At 55.4% G+C, this 18178-nt stretch carries 12 protein-coding genes, 1 tRNA gene and 3 rRNA genes; 10 read left to right on the top strand and 6 right to left on the bottom strand.

Going from position 1 to position 18178, the window contains the following annotated elements:
• From rrf to LT42_RS20765, 6 genes are all read right to left on the bottom strand, one after another.
• A 5S ribosomal RNA gene (rrf, locus tag LT42_RS20795) occupies nt 1-107 on the bottom strand; the annotation flags it as partial.
• Nucleotides 108-251: 144 nt separating this feature from the next.
• A 23S ribosomal RNA gene (locus LT42_RS20790) occupies nt 252-3125 on the bottom strand.
• Nucleotides 3126-3442: 317 nt separating this feature from the next.
• Nucleotides 3443-3519, bottom strand: a tRNA-Ile gene (locus LT42_RS20780).
• 121 nt (nt 3520-3640) lie between these two features.
• Nucleotides 3641-5177 (bottom strand): 16S ribosomal RNA (locus tag LT42_RS20775).
• A 583-nt stretch (nt 5178-5760) separates the two neighbouring features.
• Complete coding sequence (locus LT42_RS20770) at nt 5761-6981, bottom strand: CaiB/BaiF CoA transferase family protein (protein WP_037017167.1); 1221 nt, start codon at nt 6979-6981, stop codon at nt 5761-5763.
• Between the two features lie 10 nt (nt 6982-6991).
• Nucleotides 6992-8173: an acyl-CoA dehydrogenase gene (locus LT42_RS20765; protein ID WP_037017165.1), complete on the bottom strand. Its 1182-nt coding sequence runs from the start codon at nt 8171-8173 to the stop codon at nt 6992-6994.
• Between the two features lie 172 nt (nt 8174-8345).
• On the opposite strand from LT42_RS20765, the gene LT42_RS20760 reads away from it, so the two are divergent.
• The 10 genes from LT42_RS20760 to LT42_RS20715 all read left to right on the top strand — a co-directional run bounded on the left by LT42_RS20760 (nt 8346) and on the right by LT42_RS20715 (nt 18175).
• A complete protein-coding gene (locus LT42_RS20760; protein WP_037017164.1) occupies nt 8346-9242 on the top strand; it encodes a LysR family transcriptional regulator in 897 nt (298 codons plus the stop codon).
• A gap of 425 nt (nt 9243-9667) precedes the next feature.
• Nucleotides 9668-10789 carry a Re/Si-specific NAD(P)(+) transhydrogenase subunit alpha gene (locus tag LT42_RS20755; RefSeq protein WP_037017163.1) on the top strand — a complete coding sequence of 374 codons (1122 nt, stop codon included), beginning with the start codon at nt 9668-9670 and terminating at the stop codon, nt 10787-10789.
• 11 nt (nt 10790-10800) lie between these two features.
• Nucleotides 10801-11121: an NAD(P) transhydrogenase subunit alpha part 2 gene (locus LT42_RS20750; RefSeq protein WP_037017162.1), complete on the top strand. Its 321-nt coding sequence runs from the start codon at nt 10801-10803 to the stop codon at nt 11119-11121.
• Entirely contained in the window at nt 11118-12563 is a 1446-nt protein-coding gene (locus LT42_RS20745) for an NAD(P)(+) transhydrogenase (Re/Si-specific) subunit beta (protein ID WP_037017161.1), read from the top strand. Before LT42_RS20750 ends, LT42_RS20745 begins: the two co-directional genes overlap by 4 nt.
• 185 nt (nt 12564-12748) lie before the next feature.
• Nucleotides 12749-14242: an acetyl-CoA hydrolase/transferase family protein gene (locus LT42_RS20740; RefSeq protein ID WP_037017160.1), complete on the top strand. Its 1494-nt coding sequence runs from the start codon at nt 12749-12751 to the stop codon at nt 14240-14242.
• A 319-nt stretch (nt 14243-14561) separates the two neighbouring features.
• A complete protein-coding gene (locus tag LT42_RS20735) occupies nt 14562-14777 on the top strand; it encodes a DUF1127 domain-containing protein (RefSeq protein ID WP_037017159.1) in 216 nt (71 codons plus the stop codon).
• A 349-nt stretch (nt 14778-15126) separates the two neighbouring features.
• Nucleotides 15127-15444 carry a DUF2388 domain-containing protein gene (locus LT42_RS20730; protein ID WP_037017158.1) on the top strand — a complete coding sequence of 106 codons (318 nt, stop codon included), beginning with the start codon at nt 15127-15129 and terminating at the stop codon, nt 15442-15444.
• Between the two features lie 127 nt (nt 15445-15571).
• Nucleotides 15572-15856: a DUF2388 domain-containing protein gene (locus tag LT42_RS20725; RefSeq protein ID WP_037017157.1), complete on the top strand. Its 285-nt coding sequence runs from the start codon at nt 15572-15574 to the stop codon at nt 15854-15856.
• Nucleotides 15857-15896: 40 nt separating this feature from the next.
• Nucleotides 15897-16217: a DUF2388 domain-containing protein gene (locus tag LT42_RS20720; protein WP_037017155.1), complete on the top strand. Its 321-nt coding sequence runs from the start codon at nt 15897-15899 to the stop codon at nt 16215-16217.
• Between the two features lie 23 nt (nt 16218-16240).
• Nucleotides 16241-18175: a DUF7844 domain-containing protein gene (locus tag LT42_RS20715; protein ID WP_194733998.1), complete on the top strand. Its 1935-nt coding sequence runs from the start codon at nt 16241-16243 to the stop codon at nt 18173-18175.
• Nucleotides 18176-18178 lie beyond the last annotated feature (3 nt).

The following is an 18178-nucleotide window of genomic DNA, read 5'->3' as shown; positions in this document are numbered from 1 at the left end:
TGACCTACTCTCACATGGGGAAACCCCACACTACCATCGGCGATGCATCGTTTCACTGCTGAGTTCGGGATGGGATCAGGTGGTTCCAACGCTCTATGGTCGTCAAGAAATTCGGGTGCCGACTCGTCCTCTCGAACGCTTCGGCAAATCGGGTATGTGATCAGGTGTCTGTCTGTGTGGTCGCAAACTTTTCTTCATGCGTCTTCACACACCGCAATCTGCTGTCTGTCTGCAGATTGCTTGGGTGTTATATGGTCAAGCCTCACGGGCAATTAGTATTGGTTAGCTCAACGCCTCACAGCGCTTACACACCCAACCTATCAACGTCGTAGTCTTCGACGGCCCTTCAGGGAACTCAAGGTTCCAGTGAGATCTCATCTTGAGGCAAGTTTCCCGCTTAGATGCTTTCAGCGGTTATCTTTCCGAACATAGCTACCCGGCAATGCCACTGGCGTGACAACCGGAACACCAGAGGTTCGTCCACTCCGGTCCTCTCGTACTAGGAGCAGCCCTCTCAAATCTCAAACGTCCACGCAGATAGGGACCGAACTGTCTCACGACGTTCTAAACCAGCTCGCGTACCACTTATAAATGGCGAACAGCCATACCCTTGGACCGGCTTCAGCCCCAGGATGTGATGAGCCGACATCGAGGTGCCAAACACCGCCGTCGATATGAACTCTTGGGCGGTATCAGCCTGTTATCCCGGAGTACTTTTATCCGTGAGCGATGGCCCTTCCATACAGAACCACCGGATCACTAAGACCTACTTTCGTACCTGCTCGACGTGTCTGTCTCGCAGTCAAGCGCGCTTTTGCCTTTATACTCTACGACCGATTTCCGACCGGTCTGAGCGCACCTTCGTACTCCTCCGTTACTCTTTAGGAGGAGACCGCCCCAGTCAAACTACCCACCATACACTGTCCTCGATCCGGATAACGGACCTGAGTTAGAACCTCAAAGTTGCCAGGGTGTATTTCAAGGTGGCTCCACGCAGACTGGCGTCCACGCTTCAAAGCCTCCCACCTATCCTACACAAGCAAATTCAAAGTCCAGTGCAAAGCTATAGTAAAGTTCACGGGTCTTTCCGTCTAGCCGCGGATACACTGCATCTTCACAGCGATTTCAATTTCACTGAGTCTCGGTGGAGACAGCGCCGCCATCGTTACGCCATTCGTGCAGGTCGGAACTTACCCGACAAGGAATTCGCTACCTTAGGACCGTTATAGTTACGGCCGCCGTTTACCGGCTTCGATCAAGAGCTTCGCGTTAGCTAACCCCATCAATTAACCTTCCGGCACCGGGCAGGCGTCACACCCTATACGTCCACTTTCGTGTTTGCAGAGTGCTGTGTTTTTAATAAACAGTCGCAGCGGCCTGGTATCTTCGACCGGCATGAGCTTACGGAGCAAGTCCTTCACCCTCACCGCGCACCTTCTCCCGAAGTTACGGTGCCATTTTGCCTAGTTCCTTCACCCGAGTTCTCTCAAGCGCCTTGGTATTCTCTACCCAACCACCTGTGTCGGTTTGGGGTACGGTTCCTGGTTACCTGAAGCTTAGAAGCTTTTCTTGGAAGCATGGCATCAACCACTTCGTGTTCTAAAAGAACACTCGTCATCAGCTCTCGGCCTTGAAACCCCGGATTTACCTAAGATTTCAGCCTACCACCTTAAACCTGGACAACCAACGCCAGGCTGGCCTAGCCTTCTCCGTCCCTCCATCGCAATAACCAGAAGTACAGGAATATTAACCTGTTTTCCATCGACTACGCTTTTCAGCCTCGCCTTAGGGACCGACTAACCCTGCGTCGATTAACGTTGCGCAGGAAACCTTGGTCTTTCGGCGTGGGTGTTTTTCACACCCATTGTCGTTACTCATGTCAGCATTCGCACTTCTGATACCTCCAGCAAGCTTCTCAACTCACCTTCACAGGCTTACAGAACGCTCCTCTACCGCATCACTTGCGTGATACCCGTAGCTTCGGTGCATGGTTTGAGCCCCGTTACATCTTCCGCGCAGGCCGACTCGACTAGTGAGCTATTACGCTTTCTTTAAAGGGTGGCTGCTTCTAAGCCAACCTCCTAGCTGTCTAAGCCTTCCCACATCGTTTCCCACTTAACCATGACTTTGGGACCTTAGCTGACGGTCTGGGTTGTTTCCCTTTTCACGACGGACGTTAGCACCCGCCGTGTGTCTCCCATGCTCGGCACTTGTAGGTATTCGGAGTTTGCATCGGTTTGGTAAGTCGGGATGACCCCCTAGCCGAAACAGTGCTCTACCCCCTACAGTGATACATGAGGCGCTACCTAAATAGCTTTCGAGGAGAACCAGCTATCTCCGAGCTTGATTAGCCTTTCACTCCGATCCACAGGTCATCCGCTAACTTTTCAACGGTAGTCGGTTCGGTCCTCCAGTCAGTGTTACCTAACCTTCAACCTGCCCATGGATAGATCGCCCGGTTTCGGGTCTATTCCCAGCGACTAGACGCCCTATTAAGACTCGCTTTCGCTACGCCTCCCCTATTCGGTTAAGCTCGCCACTGAAAATAAGTCGCTGACCCATTATACAAAAGGTACGCAGTCACCCAACAAAGTGGGCTCCCACTGCTTGTACGCATACGGTTTCAGGATCTATTTCACTCCGCTCTCCGCGGTTCTTTTCGCCTTTCCCTCACGGTACTGGTTCACTATCGGTCAGTCAGTAGTATTTAGCCTTGGAGGATGGTCCCCCATGTTCAGACAAGGTTTCTCGTGCCCCGTCCTACTCGATTTCATTGACAAGAGATTTTCGCGTACAGGGCTATCACCCACTATGGCCGCACTTTCCAGAGCGTTCCGCTAATCTCAAATCAACTTAAGGGCTGGTCCCCGTTCGCTCGCCACTACTAAGGGAATCTCGGTTGATTTCTTTTCCTCAGGGTACTTAGATGTTTCAGTTCCCCTGGTTCGCTCCATACACCTATGTATTCAGTGTAAGGTAACTGTCTTATGACAGCTGGGTTCCCCATTCAGACATCTCCGGATCACAGTCTGTTTGCCGACTCCCCGAAGCTTTTCGCAGGCTACCACGTCTTTCATCGCCTCTGACTGCCAAGGCATCCACCGTATGCGCTTCTTCACTTGACCATATAACCCCAAGCAATCTGGTTATACTGTGAAGACGACATTCGCCGAAAGTTTGCATTTCACAAACTTTACCTTAGCCTGGACACGCACCAGTGAAAGAGGTGCCCAGTCTATATTTCAATCACATACCCAAATTTTTAAAGAACGATCTAATCAAAAGACTAGAAATCAACACTCATCATCCATCGGATGGAGCGCTCATTTCTAAGCTTTCAGCAGTCAGAAGCAGTTATGGTGGAGCCAAACGGGATCGAACCGTTGACCTCCTGCGTGCAAGGCAGGCGCTCTCCCAGCTGAGCTATGGCCCATAACAAAATTGGTGGGTCTGGGCAGATTCGAACTGCCGACCTCACCCTTATCAGGGGTGCGCTCTAACCAACTGAGCTACAGACCCAATTTCGAGCTTGTAACTGTTAGCGTGAGCTATCAGCTTGGAGCTTAAAGCTGCTTCTATCGTCTTCTTCAATGAATCAAGCAATTCGTGTGGGAACTTGCGAAGAAGCTGAGTCTTCGATTAAGGAGGTGATCCAGCCGCAGGTTCCCCTACGGCTACCTTGTTACGACTTCACCCCAGTCATGAATCACACCGTGGTAACCGTCCTCCCGAAGGTTAGACTAGCTACTTCTGGTGCAACCCACTCCCATGGTGTGACGGGCGGTGTGTACAAGGCCCGGGAACGTATTCACCGCGACATTCTGATTCGCGATTACTAGCGATTCCGACTTCACGCAGTCGAGTTGCAGACTGCGATCCGGACTACGATCGGTTTTCTGGGATTAGCTCCACCTCGCGGCTTGGCAACCCTCTGTACCGACCATTGTAGCACGTGTGTAGCCCAGGCCGTAAGGGCCATGATGACTTGACGTCATCCCCACCTTCCTCCGGTTTGTCACCGGCAGTCTCCTTAGAGTGCCCACCTTAACGTGCTGGTAACTAAGGACAAGGGTTGCGCTCGTTACGGGACTTAACCCAACATCTCACGACACGAGCTGACGACAGCCATGCAGCACCTGTCTCAATGTTCCCGAAGGCACCAATCCATCTCTGGAAAGTTCATTGGATGTCAAGGCCTGGTAAGGTTCTTCGCGTTGCTTCGAATTAAACCACATGCTCCACCGCTTGTGCGGGCCCCCGTCAATTCATTTGAGTTTTAACCTTGCGGCCGTACTCCCCAGGCGGTCAACTTAATGCGTTAGCTGCGCCACTAAAAGCTCAAGGCTTCCAACGGCTAGTTGACATCGTTTACGGCGTGGACTACCAGGGTATCTAATCCTGTTTGCTCCCCACGCTTTCGCACCTCAGTGTCAGTATGAGCCCAGGTGGTCGCCTTCGCCACTGGTGTTCCTTCCTATATCTACGCATTTCACCGCTACACAGGAAATTCCACCACCCTCTGCCCTACTCTAGCTTGCCAGTTTTGGATGCAGTTCCCAGGTTGAGCCCGGGGATTTCACATTCAACTTAACAAACCACCTACGCGCGCTTTACGCCCAGTAATTCCGATTAACGCTTGCACCCTCTGTATTACCGCGGCTGCTGGCACAGAGTTAGCCGGTGCTTATTCTGTCGGTAACGTCAAAACAGCGAAGTATTAATTAGCTGCCCTTCCTCCCAACTTAAAGTGCTTTACAATCCGAAGACCTTCTTCACACACGCGGCATGGCTGGATCAGGCTTTCGCCCATTGTCCAATATTCCCCACTGCTGCCTCCCGTAGGAGTCTGGACCGTGTCTCAGTTCCAGTGTGACTGATCATCCTCTCAGACCAGTTACGGATCGTCGCCTTGGTGAGCCATTACCTCACCAACTAGCTAATCCGACCTAGGCTCATCTGATAGCGCAAGGCCCGAAGGTCCCCTGCTTTCTCCCGTAGGACGTATGCGGTATTAGCGTCCCTTTCGAGACGTTGTCCCCCACTACCAGGCAGATTCCTAGGCATTACTCACCCGTCCGCCGCTGAATCAGGGAGCAAGCTCCCTTCATCCGCTCGACTTGCATGTGTTAGGCCTGCCGCCAGCGTTCAATCTGAGCCATGATCAAACTCTTCAGTTCAATACTGCAATTAGGTTTTGAGAAAACCTTATAAACTTGGCTCAGCAATCGTTGGTTAAACCATGATTTCTCGTGGAGTAACTTGCGATGCTGATAATCTTGCGACTTCAGTCTTACAGCACAAGCACCCACACGAATTGCTTGATTCAGTTGTTAAAGAGCGGGTGGTTAAGATCTTTCGTCTCAACCGAGGCGCGCATTCTACAGCGTCTCTTGTATCTGTCAAGCGGTTATTTTAAGAAGTTTTCAAAGTTTCCTTATCAACTTCAACCACTTGCGCTTCGTTCGACTTGGCGTCTCACGTCAGCGGGAGGCGAATTCTACAGCGTTACAACCTGCTGTCAACTGCCTTTTTCACCGCTGTCGATTCAAGCATCTGAACCGAAGCATTCCTCGCTGCTTACTTCGTCCAACCCTTTGATTACCAAGGAGTTTTCCGTTTCGTCTGCGCCGGAAGTGGGGCGAATTATAGACAGATCCAGAGGAGCGTCAACACCTAATTTGAACTTTTTGTGAAAAAGGTAAAACTTCAGGAGAATCAGCAATTTCCTTCTGTTTATATAGGCTCCCGGACAGCCTCCTGTTAAAGGACGCCAGCCTCACGTAGAGCATTCACTTCGGAACTGGACAATCCCAACACGCCGGCAAGCACTTCCAACGTATGCTCCCCCAGCAACGGCGGCGCATAGCGGTATTCAACGGGGGTGGCGGACAGGCGAATCGGACTTGCAACCTGAGGCACCGTACCACCCAATGAGTGAGGCAACTCAACTTGCAGGCCGCGCGACAGAACCTGCGGGTCAGCAAACACTTCGGCAACATCATTGATAGGCCCGCAAGGCACGCCCGCTCGCTCCAACGCCGTTACCCATTCTGCGGTGGTCTTGAATACTGTGGCCTGTCGGATGAGTGGAATCAGCTCCGCACGATGGGCAACACGAGCCTTGTTACTCGCGAAGCGAGGGTCTTCAGCCCATTGGGGATGGCCTGCAACTTCTGCAAATTTGCGAAACTGGTTATCGTTGCCCACCGTAAGAATGAAGTCTCCATCGGCCGTAGGGAAATCCTGGTAGGGCACAATGTTTGGGTGCGCGTTACCCAAGCGCCTCGGCGAGACTCCTGTCGTGAGGTAATTCATCGCCTGGTTCGCCAGACACGCCACCTGCACATCAAGCAGAGCCATATCGATATGCTGCCCCGGGCCACCCTGATCACGATGCGCTAAAGCAGCGAGGATGGCGGAGGTCGAGTAAAGCCCTGTAAGGATATCTGTAAGGGCCACACCGACCTTGACCGGTCCGGCACCATCCTCATTCTCGGCGCGGCCGGTTAAGCTCATCAGCCCGCCGAGGCCCTGAATCATAAAGTCGTAACCTGCACGCTTGGCGTAAGGCCCCGTCTGCCCAAAACCGGTAATAGAGCAGTAGATCAGCCTGGGATTCTCGACCTGCAGCGCCTCGTAATCGAGACCGTAAGCCTTCAATCCTCCAACCTTGAAGTTCTCGATGACAATATCGGACTTGGCCGCCAACGCCCGGACCAGCCTTTGCCCTTCAGGCTGGGTAAAGTCGATGGTGACAGACTGCTTGTTGCGGTTGGCTGAAAGGTAATAGGCCGCTTCGGAAGTGTCCTCTCCGCACGCATCCCTCAAAAAAGGCGGCCCCCACGCACGCGTGTCGTCGCCATTACCAGGCCGCTCGATCTTGATCACCTCGGCCCCCAAGTCCGCCAGTATCTGACCCGCCCAGGGCCCTGCAAGGACCCGGGACAAATCCAGTACACGTAGATGCGATAAAGCGCCCATTGCAGGCTCCTTAATAGAAGGCCTGAATGCCGGTCTGCGCCCGGCCAAGGATCAGCGCGTGGACGTCATGGGTGCCCTCGTACGTGTTGACTACCTCCAGATTGACCAGATGCCTGGCGATACCGAACTCGTCGGATATCCCATTGCCACCGAGCATGTCGCGCGCCATACGCGCGATATCCAGGGATTTGCCACAAGAGTTGCGCTTCATGATGGAAGTGATTTCGACCGCTGCCATGCCTTCGTCCTTCATGCGGCCCAGGCGCAAGCAGCCCTGGAGCGCCAATGTGATCTCGGTTTGCATATCTGCGAGCTTTTTCTGGATCAACTGATTAGCCGCAAGCGGACGACCGAATTGCTGACGATCCAGCGTGTACTGACGCGCGGTGTGCCAACAAAATTCAGCAGCCCCCAAGGCGCCCCAGGAGATGCCGTAACGAGCAGAGTTCAAGCAGGTGAACGGCCCTTTAAGGCCTCTGACGTCCGGGAAGATGTTTTCTTCCGGCACAAAGACGTTGTCCATGACGATTTCACCGGTGATCGAAGCGCGAAGCCCAACCTTGCCGTGAATCGTGGGAGCAGTAAGCCCCTGCCAGCCTTTTTCCAGCACGAAGCCGCGGATGTCCCCAGCGTCGTCTTTACCCCACACAACAAAAACGTCAGCGATCGGGCTGTTGGTGATCCACATTTTGCTGCCGGTCAGACGGTAGCCGCCTTCGACGCTCCGAGCACGGGTGATCATCGCGCCGGGATCCGATCCATGATTGGGTTCGGTAAGGCCGAAGCAGCCAATCCATTCACCGGACGCGAGTTTTGGCAGGTACTTCTGCTTTTGAGCTTCAGTGCCGAACTCGTTGATAGGCACCATGACCAGTGATGACTGTACGCTCATCATTGAGCGGTAACCGGAATCGACGCGCTCGACTTCGCGAGCGATCAAGCCGTAGCACACATAGTTAAGGCCGCTACCGCCGTACTGCTCCGGGATTGTCGCGCCAAGGAGACCTATCTCACCCATCTCGCGAAAGATCGCCGGATCTGTCTTCTCATGACGGAAGGCTTCGAGCACACGTGGCGCAAGCTTGTCCCTGGCGAACTGCTCGGCACTGTCGCGAACCATGCGCTCTTCTTCGGTAAGTTGCTGGTCCAGCAACAGGGGGTCGATCCAGCTGAAACTTGCCTTACCGCTCATTATCCTTTCCTCAACGAATGCGCTTCCGGACACCCCGGAAATGTAATAGCGCCAGCCTAGGCCTGAACCCTCGGTGGAACAAACGACGATTACGCATCAGGTTGTGCTAATTTCGCACTCCGGAGTGCGTGAAGCGCCGCTAAAGTCGTCGTTTCTAGTGAGGCAAAGGTACATGCGTCGTAAAATCCCTAGTACCGCTGCGCTGGTGAGCTTCGAAGCAGCCGCGCGGCATGAGAGCTTTACCAAGGCGGCCGAAGAGCTTTCGCTGACCCAGAGCGCTATCTGCCGACAAATCGCAAGCCTGGAAGAGTTCTTGAATGTAGGCCTGTTTCGACGTTCACGGCGAGGTGTGAAGCTCACGGAGGCAGGCCTTTCCTACAGCCGACGCATCGCAACACAACTCGACGCCGTTGAGCGCGACACCCTGTCCGTAATGGGTCATCAGGGCGTCAACGTCATCGAGCTCGCGGTGGTGCCAACATTCGGCACGCAATGGCTTCTTCCACGCCTGAATGATTTTCAGAAGAAATACCCTGACGTCACTATCAACTTGACCAACCGCACACGACCTTTTTTATTCGCGGACACTGAATTCGATGCGGCGATTTACTTTGGTGATGCGGATTGGTCCGGTACCGAATCCCACAGACTGATGGGCGAAAACCCGATGCCGGTCTGCAGCCCCAGGCTGCTTGATGCGAGACACAGCATCAGCCCTCACGAGCTGGCCGAGATGCCGCTGCTCCAACAGACCACTCGACCCTATGCCTGGCGGCAGTGGTTCAACTCGCTGGAAATGGGCGTGGCCCGCGACATGACAGGTCCGCGTTACGAGCTCTTCTCCATGCTCGCGCAGGCAGCCATGCACGACATGGGTGTGGCGCTGATCCCGCCATTTCTTATTCAGCATGAACTGGCTGAGAAGCGCCTGGTGATTGCCAACCCTCACCAATTGTCGAGCACGAAGGCGTACTACTTGATGATTCCGGAGCGCAAGACGGAATCGGCGTCACTGAAAGCGTTCCGCGACTGGCTGATTCAGCAAGCCGGGACCTATTCGCTGCCCTGAACGACTACTACAACCCGTCGGCGGCGGTGTAGCGCTAAAACCTACCAACCTACATATATCTTTATCTGTCGCATTTACGACTCCTCAGTATTTGTGCCTCCGCGCTTCAATAGTCATACAAATAGGGCTCTGTAGCCAAATTGGTGATTTTTTTTTGATTACCTTCGTCAGAAGGCTCATCAGAGCCAAGATTCCACTCAAATCTTTTCAGTATCAGTCACTTAAGCGCATGTAGGTCTTAATGGTCACGCGATGACTTGTAGTACATTTTTAGTTCAGTTACAGAAATCCTTGAAGGCCCGTGGCATCCCCTGCAAAATGCCGCGCCTGCCGGTTTTAGCGGGCGTAGTGATCGCAATCCCAGCTCTCGTGCCATGGCGCGCTGGCTTAATTAGAAGACAATAAGATCACGCAGGAGATTTGACGTGCATATTGGAGTCCCTCTCGAAACCCAGCTGGGTGAAACCCGCGTCGCTGCCACCCCAGAAACAGTCAAAAAGCTCATCGCTCAGGGTCACACGGTTACAGTGCAAACAACCGCGGGGATTGCCGCAAGCGTGACTGACAGCGCTTATGAGCTCGCCGGAGCAGTGATTGGAACCGCCACTGACGCATTCAGCGCCGAACTGATATTGAAGGTGGCCGCGCCCAGCGATGCTGAACTCTCGGCGATAAAGAGAGGAGCAGTGGTCGTAGGGATGCTCAATCCTTTCAACAACGATGCAATTGCACGGCTAGCCGAGCGCGGTGCCACCGCATTTGCGCTGGAAGCTGCGCCACGCACGTCTCGCGCGCAGAGCCTCGACGTGCTGTCGTCCCAGGCCAACATTGCCGGCTATAAAGCAGTGCTGTTGGCGGCGCATCACTATCCGCGGTTCATGCCGATGCTGATGACTGCGGCAGGCACTGTGAAGGCTGCGCGCGTGCTGGTTCTTGGAGCCGGCGTAGCGGGCCTGCAGGCGATCGCAACCGCCAAGCGGCTGGGCGCCGTCATAGAGGCCTCGGACGTGCGTCCTGCGGTTAAGGAGCAGATTGAGTCTCTGGGGGCCAAGTTTGTTGACGTGCCTTATGAGTCTGATGAGGAACGGGAAGCCGCAGTAGGCGTGGGCGGTTATGCCCGTCCAATGCCGGCTAGTTGGATGCAGCGTCAAGCGGTGGCCGTTCACGAGCGCGCCAAACTGGCGGATATCGTGATCACCACGGCGCTGATACCCGGTCGCAAGGCGCCCACATTGTTAAGCGCTGAAACCGTCGCGCAGATGAAGCCTGGGTCAGTCGTCATCGACCTGGCCGCAGCGCAGGGAGGGAACTGCCCTCTGACGGTTGCCGATCAGGTAGTGGTTGAGCACGGCGTGACAATCGTTGGCCACACCAATTTGCCTGCCCTCGTTGCGGCGGATGCTTCGGCGCTGTACGCCCGCAATCTGCTGGACTTCATGAAGCTGCTCTTCGATAAAGAAGGCCACTTCCAGATCAACCTCGAAGACGACATCGTCGCGGCGTGCCTGATGTGCCGTGACGGCAACGTCATCCGCAACAACGGCTGAGGATAAAAATAATGGAAGAGTTCATCTCGCCCGGCGTCTACAACCTGATCATCTTTGTCTTGGCCATTTATGTCGGCTACCACGTGGTCTGGAACGTGACGCCTGCGCTGCACACGCCTCTAATGGCGGTCACTAACGCTATCTCGGCCATTGTCATCGTCGGCGCAATGCTCGCTGCAGCGCTGACTGTGACGCCGCTGGGCAAAACCATGGGCACACTCGCCGTTGCGCTTGCCGCAGTTAACGTTTTTGGCGGTTTCCTTGTCACCCGGCGCATGCTGGAGATGTTCAAGAAGAAAGCGCCGAAGGCAAAAGACGAGGCCAAGTCATGAGCATGAACCTTGTGACCTTGCTGTATCTCGTGTCGGCCATTTGCTTTATTCAAGCACTGAAGGGCTTGTCTCACCCGACTACGTCCCGCCGGGGCAACATGTTCGGCATGCTGGGCATGGGGCTGGCCGTGCTGACCACAATCGGACTGGTGTTTAAACTGGCCGCTTTGTCCACCGACGGAGCGAGCGCTGGTATTGGTTACATCCTGATCGGCTTGCTGGTGGGCGGCACTGCTGGTTCGATCATGGCCAAGCGTGTTGAAATGACCAAGATGCCGGAGCTGGTGGCTTTCATGCACAGCATGATTGGCCTGGCAGCCGTGTTCATTGCGATTGCAGCGGTGGTGGAGCCGCAGTCTCTGGGCATTGTTCATCACTTGGGCGATCCGATCCCTGCCGGCAACCGTTTGGAGCTGTTTCTCGGCGCAGCCATCGGCGCAATCACCTTTTCCGGCTCGGTCATTGCTTTCGGCAAGTTGTCAGGCAAATACAAGTTCCGCCTGTTTCAAGGCGCACCGGTGCAGTTCACCGGCCAACACACACTCAATCTGGTGCTGGGTCTGGCCACGCTTCTGTTGGGTCTCACCTTTATGCTCACAGGGAGCCTGCTGGCGTTCAGCCTCATGTTGATACTGGCATTCGTGATCGGCGTGCTGCTCATCATCCCGATTGGCGGCGCGGACATGCCGGTTGTGGTGTCGATGCTCAACAGTTATTCGGGTTGGGCTGCGGCGGGTATCGGTTTCTCGCTGAACAACTCGATGCTGATCATCGCCGGCTCTCTGGTTGGCTCGTCTGGCGCGATTCTGTCGTACATCATGTGTAAGGCCATGAACCGCTCCTTCTTCAATGTCATCGGTGGCGGCTTCGGTGGCAGTGCAGATATCAGCGCAGTCAGCGGCACCAAGGAAGCCCGTCCCGTCAAATCCGGTTCGGCTGATGACGCGACCTTTTTGCTGACCAATGCCGATACCGTCATCATCGTCCCGGGCTACGGTTTGGCGGTCGCCCGAGCGCAACACGCCCTAAAGGAGCTGACGGAAAAGCTGACTCACGCTGGAGTGACGGTCAAGTACGCCATTCACCCGGTCGCTGGCCGGATGCCAGGGCATATGAACGTGCTGCTGGCAGAAGCCGAGGTGCCTTATGACCAGGTCTTTGAAATGGAAGACATCAACTCCGAGTTCGGTCAGGCCGACGTTGTTCTGGTGCTCGGCGCTAACGATGTGGTGAATCCGGCTGCTAAAAATGACCCTAAATCACCTATTGCCGGTATGCCTATTCTTGAGGCGTACAAGGCCAAAACAATCATCGTCAACAAACGCTCCATGGCCAGCGGCTACGCTGGGCTTGATAACGAGTTGTTCTACCTGGACAAGACCATGATGGTTTTCGGCGATGCGAAGAAGGTCATCGAAGACATGGTGAAAGCCATCGATTAGCGCTCAAAAGAGCTCGTCTATAAACCCTCGTCGCATTTAATGGCCGAGGGTTTTTTACAGATCAGGTAAAAGTGTTTTTCACTGAGAGGCCCTGATTAGAGCCCTTCATGCGACCTTGGTAGCGGGACGCACGCAGACCAAATCTCTAGACTTCCCTCCACGAATTTGTCTAGAGACCCAATACCATGCACCGTGAACGCATCCGCCTGCCCTCGTTGACGAGCAAGATTATGAGCGCCGCCGACGCCGCGTCCTTGATAAAGGATGGCATGACCATCGGCATGAGCGGCTTTACGCGCGCCGGGGAGGCCAAGGCGGTTCCCAAAGCACTGGCTGAACGGGCCAAGGCAACACCGTTGAAGATCAGCCTGATGACCGGTGCCAGCTTGGGCAACGACCTGGATAAGCAGCTGACTGAGGCAGGCGTGCTGTCACGTCGCATGCCATTTCAAGTCGACAGCACCCTGCGTAAAGCCATTAATGACGGAACCGTGATGTTCATTGATCAGCATCTGTCTGACACAGTTGAGCAGCTGCGCAATCGCCAGATAAAAGCAGTGGATATCGCAGTAATCGAATGCGTGGCGATTAACGAAGAGGGCCATTTGGTGCTCAGCACGTCGGTCGGCAACTCTGCCAGTTTCGCTATCTTGGCCGAGCACGTGATCGTCGAGATCAATCTCGCACAGCCAATGGCGCTTGAAGGGCTGCATGACATTTACATACCCACGTACCGACCAACACGTCTACCGATTCCGGTGCTCAAAACTGACACGCGCATCGGCGGCCACGCCGTAAAGATCGATCCCGCCAAAATCGTCGGCATCGTGATCAGCAATCAACCTGATTCCCCGTCAACAGTGTTGCCCGCAGATACCGACACCCAAGCCATCGCCGGGCATCTGGTGGACTTCTTCAAGAGCGAAGTACGGCTAAACCGCCTGACCAATCAGCTGATGCCGTTGCAGGCTGGCGTCGGCACAATTGCAAATGCGGTGATGACCGGGCTGATCGATTCGCCCTTTCACGGCATGACGATGTACTCGGAGGTCTTGCAAGACTCAACCTTCGACTTGTTCGAGGCGGGCAAGCTGGATTTCGCATCGGGTTGTTCGATGACATTGTCCGAACGCAAACACGCCGCGCTCTACGACGATCTCGAGCAGTACAGATCCAGACTGTTATTGCGTCCTCAGGAAATTTCCAATCATCCTGAAATAGTGCGGCGGTTGGGTATCATCGCCATCAACACGGCGCTTGAATTCGATTTGTATGGGAACGTTAACTCGACCCACGTCGGCGGCACTCGGATGATGAATGGCATCGGCGGCTCCGGTGACTTTGCCCGAAACGCTCACCTGGCGATTTTCGTAACCAAGTCCATTGCGAAGGCGGGTGCCATTTCGAGCGTGGTGCCCATGGTTAGCCACGTGGACCACACCGAGCACGACGTAGATATCCTTGTGACAGAAGTGGGTTTGGCAGATTTGCGTGGCCTTGCACCGCGTGAGCGGGCGCGAGTCATCATCGACAACTGCGTGCACCCGGCGTATCGGGATGCACTGAATGACTACTTCCGCCGAGCCTGCGCGATCGGTGGCCACACGCCGCACGTTTTGCGAGATGCGCTTAGCTGGCACCTGAATCTTGAAGAGACCGGACGCATGATCGGGGTCTGACAGTACAGTTGCGTTGTGGCAGTCCCGCTCAGCTCGCGCGTTGGAATAGCTGCTCTCTGATCTGAGAAAAACTGTACTGCTGTACTGGTCATTGAGCAGCAGAGTAGAGGCTTTTTAAAGCCAAATGCGCACGAAAAGCACTCTATTGGTGCAGACCCGTACAGTTGCCCCACTTATGAACAAAACAGTGGGGCTGAACAGATAACTGGAGCAGCGCAATACAAATGAACTGTGTCTAGAGAGAAGGGGACGATGAGAGGAATATTGTCACCAATCAAGTCACTCTCTAATCCCGCCACAAGCGGAAGGAAGAAGCATCATGGAACGCACCCTCAGTTCCGAACTGTTCTACGAAGACACCGCAAAAACCGCACAAGCCTCGTTGCCGCTGCGCATGTTCGCTAACCTGATGCTATGGCAGCGCCGCCTGTCCAGCCGCCACCAACTGGCTCGTCTGGATGCACGCTTGCTCGCCGATGCCGGTATCAGCGAATCCCAGCGTTACGAAGAGCTGAGCAAGCCGTTCTGGCGCTAAGTTAAGCGCCCGCTGGTTTCAGGCTAACAGCCTCTCGCCAGCACCTCGAATTGTTCAAACAAAACCCGCCGCATTCATCTGCTGGCGGGTTTTGTCGTTTTAGGGATCGATACCGGTACAGTTTTTTAGATCGGCGATCAACCTATACAGTTCTTCATTGCGCAGGTGTATTGGGGCTAAACATTGGACCGCTGCTCACATGACCACGCGATATCCCAAGCCGTGATGGTGAGCGGGCCCAGATATAAGCTAATCTTGCGCCACCTAAAATTGTGCACCTGCGTCAGCTCTCGCTGAGCTTAGGCAAACGGTCCATGATTTTTGAATCCTGTTATTTTGGAGTACCCGTATGTCTCGCGTTCGCCTGCTTAGTGCTGCCTTCCTGATTGTTGCTGCAACGGGAGCCCAGGCTTCCAGCTTCGTGGTCACTACTGACACCATCGTCCGTGCTCTCGACGCATCATCAAATGCGACCTCCAAGATCTCGTCCTCTTTTCACGACGACAAAATCGTCCTGGCCGCCCGCGACGATGCAGCAAGCTTCGTTGCCAGCCAAGGCGAGATTCGTGGCGTTAAACTCCAGGGCGCCCTGCAGCACATCCGCGAGGTCGCGCCGACTCTGCAGGCGTCGGATGCGCAGCTCGCCGAAGCGATTCTTGCCATCTGATTCAGCCTGGAGACAGGTTTCTCGTGAGCATATCCGGGCCTCGGCGCTGGCCCTGTCCCGGGCGTTGCGCTAGCCTTGCGACTCGTTTCGCAGATCCTGAATTCCCATGCCTTTATTGACTCGGCTAATGGCAGTTTTTGCCGCCACGATAAGTGTCTCGACCCCCGCTCTGGCGCTGGATGTGACTACCCAAAGCCTGGTTAAAACCGGGTATGCCACCAGCCAGGTAACGACCGGACCCTTCGACAGCAAGTTGATCATTGCCGCTCAGGACGATGCTGCGGTGTTTGTTGCCACTGATGGCCAGGTGCGCGGGGCTCGGCTGCAGGCAGCGATGGCTTACATACACCAGTCCCAGCCAAAACTTCATGCAGACGATCTTGAACTGGCGCAGGCAATCCTCGTCCAATAGTCACTTTTTTCCAGTCACATCCGTATTTTGGAGAGGTTCCATGCGTACCCCATTGATCGCTGCCGCCCTTGGCTTGCTCTTGCTGACAGACATGGCACAGGCACAAACCCTGAAGGCCACCAGTAACATCGTCGTTCGTGCCCTCGGTCGCAGCATCGACTTCACCTCTGACACCACGTCGTCGGTGCGCAACTGGAAGCTCGTGCTTGAAGCCCGTGACGATGCCGCAAGCTATGTCGCCAGCAACGGTGATATCCATGGGGCGTTGCTCGACGCAGCCTTCATCACGCTGCGCGACCGCTTGCCTGAAGCCCGTAACGCCAGCGACCAGGACCTCGCCGAGGCCATTCTCGCCCTGTGAAACGCCTTGCTGTCTGGCTCCTGATGTCGGCGCTGTCGCTGATGTGCACGAATGCCTTCGCCGACCTCAGCCTGTCGCTTCATACCGACGGGCTTAGCCCTGCACAACAAAAAGCCAGCCAGACACTGCTGGACGAAGCCATGGCGCATTTGCCGCCACTCTTTGTCAGCAAGCTCGATCGCAAGGTTGAGGTGCATTGGACCGACGACATGCCGTCTAATGCCTACGGCCGAGCGGACGGCCCCTATCGGCTGGACCTGAACCAGCACCTGCTTGCCGGATTGACTGACGGCAGCGCTGCGACGACCCGAACCAGCCGTCCTCATGGCACCGTGCGCGAAGAAATGCTCGCCACGGTGCTGCACGAGCTGACCCACATCTATGATCACGCCCAGCTATGGTCGCCCGAAGACCGCAAGCTGATTGTGGCATGTGCCCGACAGGGTAAAAGCGTGGGCAAGGTCGGCTTGCGTGACAGCTGCCGGGGGCAAACTGACCGGCGCTTCACGCTGAGCGATGATCCGCGCCTCCTGGACCTGGCGGGATGGCCGCAGTACGTCGGCCGCCGTGGCGAACGAGAGGATCGCAACGGCCAGGTCGCCCGCAGCCCCGACATTTACGAGATCAGCAGCCCGCTGGAATTCGTTGCAGTGAACATGGAGTACTTTCTTCTTGATCCTGCCTACGCCTGCCGCCGCCCAGCGCTGTACGACTACTACAAATCCCGGTTCGACTGGGCACCGAAGGCGAAAGAGCAATGCCCGACGTCGTACCCTTACCTCAACGCCGGCAACGATTTTGCTCGTGAACCGCTGGGCAAACTTGACCCCGAACGCGTGTACGAAGTGGACTACCTGCTGGCAGAGGCCAATCAGAACCTGGCCAGCCGTTGGGGCCACAGCATGTTGCGCCTGGTGATCTGCAAGCCTGGTCGCCCACGCGGACCTGATTGCCGACTGGATCTGGATCAACACCTCGTGTTGTCGTATCGCGCGTTCGTCAACGACCTGCAGCTGTCGAGCTGGAGCGGCTTGACTGGCAAGTATCCATCGCGCCTGTTTGTCCTTCCGCTGGGTCAGGTGATCGATGAATACACCAAGACTGAGCTGCGCAGCCTGTCATCAGTACCGCTCAAACTGTCCCGTGAGGAGATCAACGGCCTGGTTCAGCACTCTGCGGAGATGCATTGGGCCTATGACGGGGACTACTGGTTCCTGTCGAACAACTGCGCCGTCGAAAACTTGAAGCTGTTGCGCAGCGGTACTCATGATCCGCGCCTTGTCGGGCTGGACAGCATCATGCCCAACGGGCTGCTGGAAGTGCTGAAGGGCAGGGGTCTGGCGGACACCAGCGTGCTGGACGATCCGAAGAAAGCGCTGCGCATGGGCTACCGCTTCGATTCCTACAGAGACCGTTACCAGGCGATGTTCGACGTGCTGCGCAAGACGACGAACGTCAAGCAAACCACGGTAGAAGACTGGCTGGCATTGACCGCTGAGGAGCGACGTCCGTATTTCGCCCAGGCGGACCTGCGCACCAGCGCCGCAATGTTGCTACTGGAACAGGCCGGGCTGCGTCGTCAGCTGCTGCTGGCTCAAGATGAGGTAAAGCAACGATATCTGAGCGCTGTGGAGCAGAAAGACAACGGCGTGTCAAAGGCAACAGGCACGCTGCAGGACATACTGGCGAATAGCGGATTCCTGAGCCGCCCGGCCGAACTGCTGGGGAGTGGCGGCTACGGGCTGCCGCAAGAAGGCGAGTGGCAGCGTTTGGAAAACGAAAGCAGCCAACGTCAGAAACAGCTGCAGCGACTCAGCGGCGATCTGGATAAAGAGGTGAGGGCGCTACTCGACCCCGCCCGCGCCGCCGAGATAGCCGCGTCCGAAGAGAATCTCAAGCAAGTGGGCGAACATTTGCGAGCGCTGCACAAGGCGGCAGGTGGCTTGGAGCTGCCTTAAAAG

This window comes from Pseudomonas lutea (assembly GCF_000759445.1).
GTDB classification, from domain to species: domain Bacteria; phylum Pseudomonadota; class Gammaproteobacteria; order Pseudomonadales; family Pseudomonadaceae; genus Aquipseudomonas; species Aquipseudomonas lutea.
This window is presented reverse-complemented; position numbering and strand designations above follow the sequence as displayed.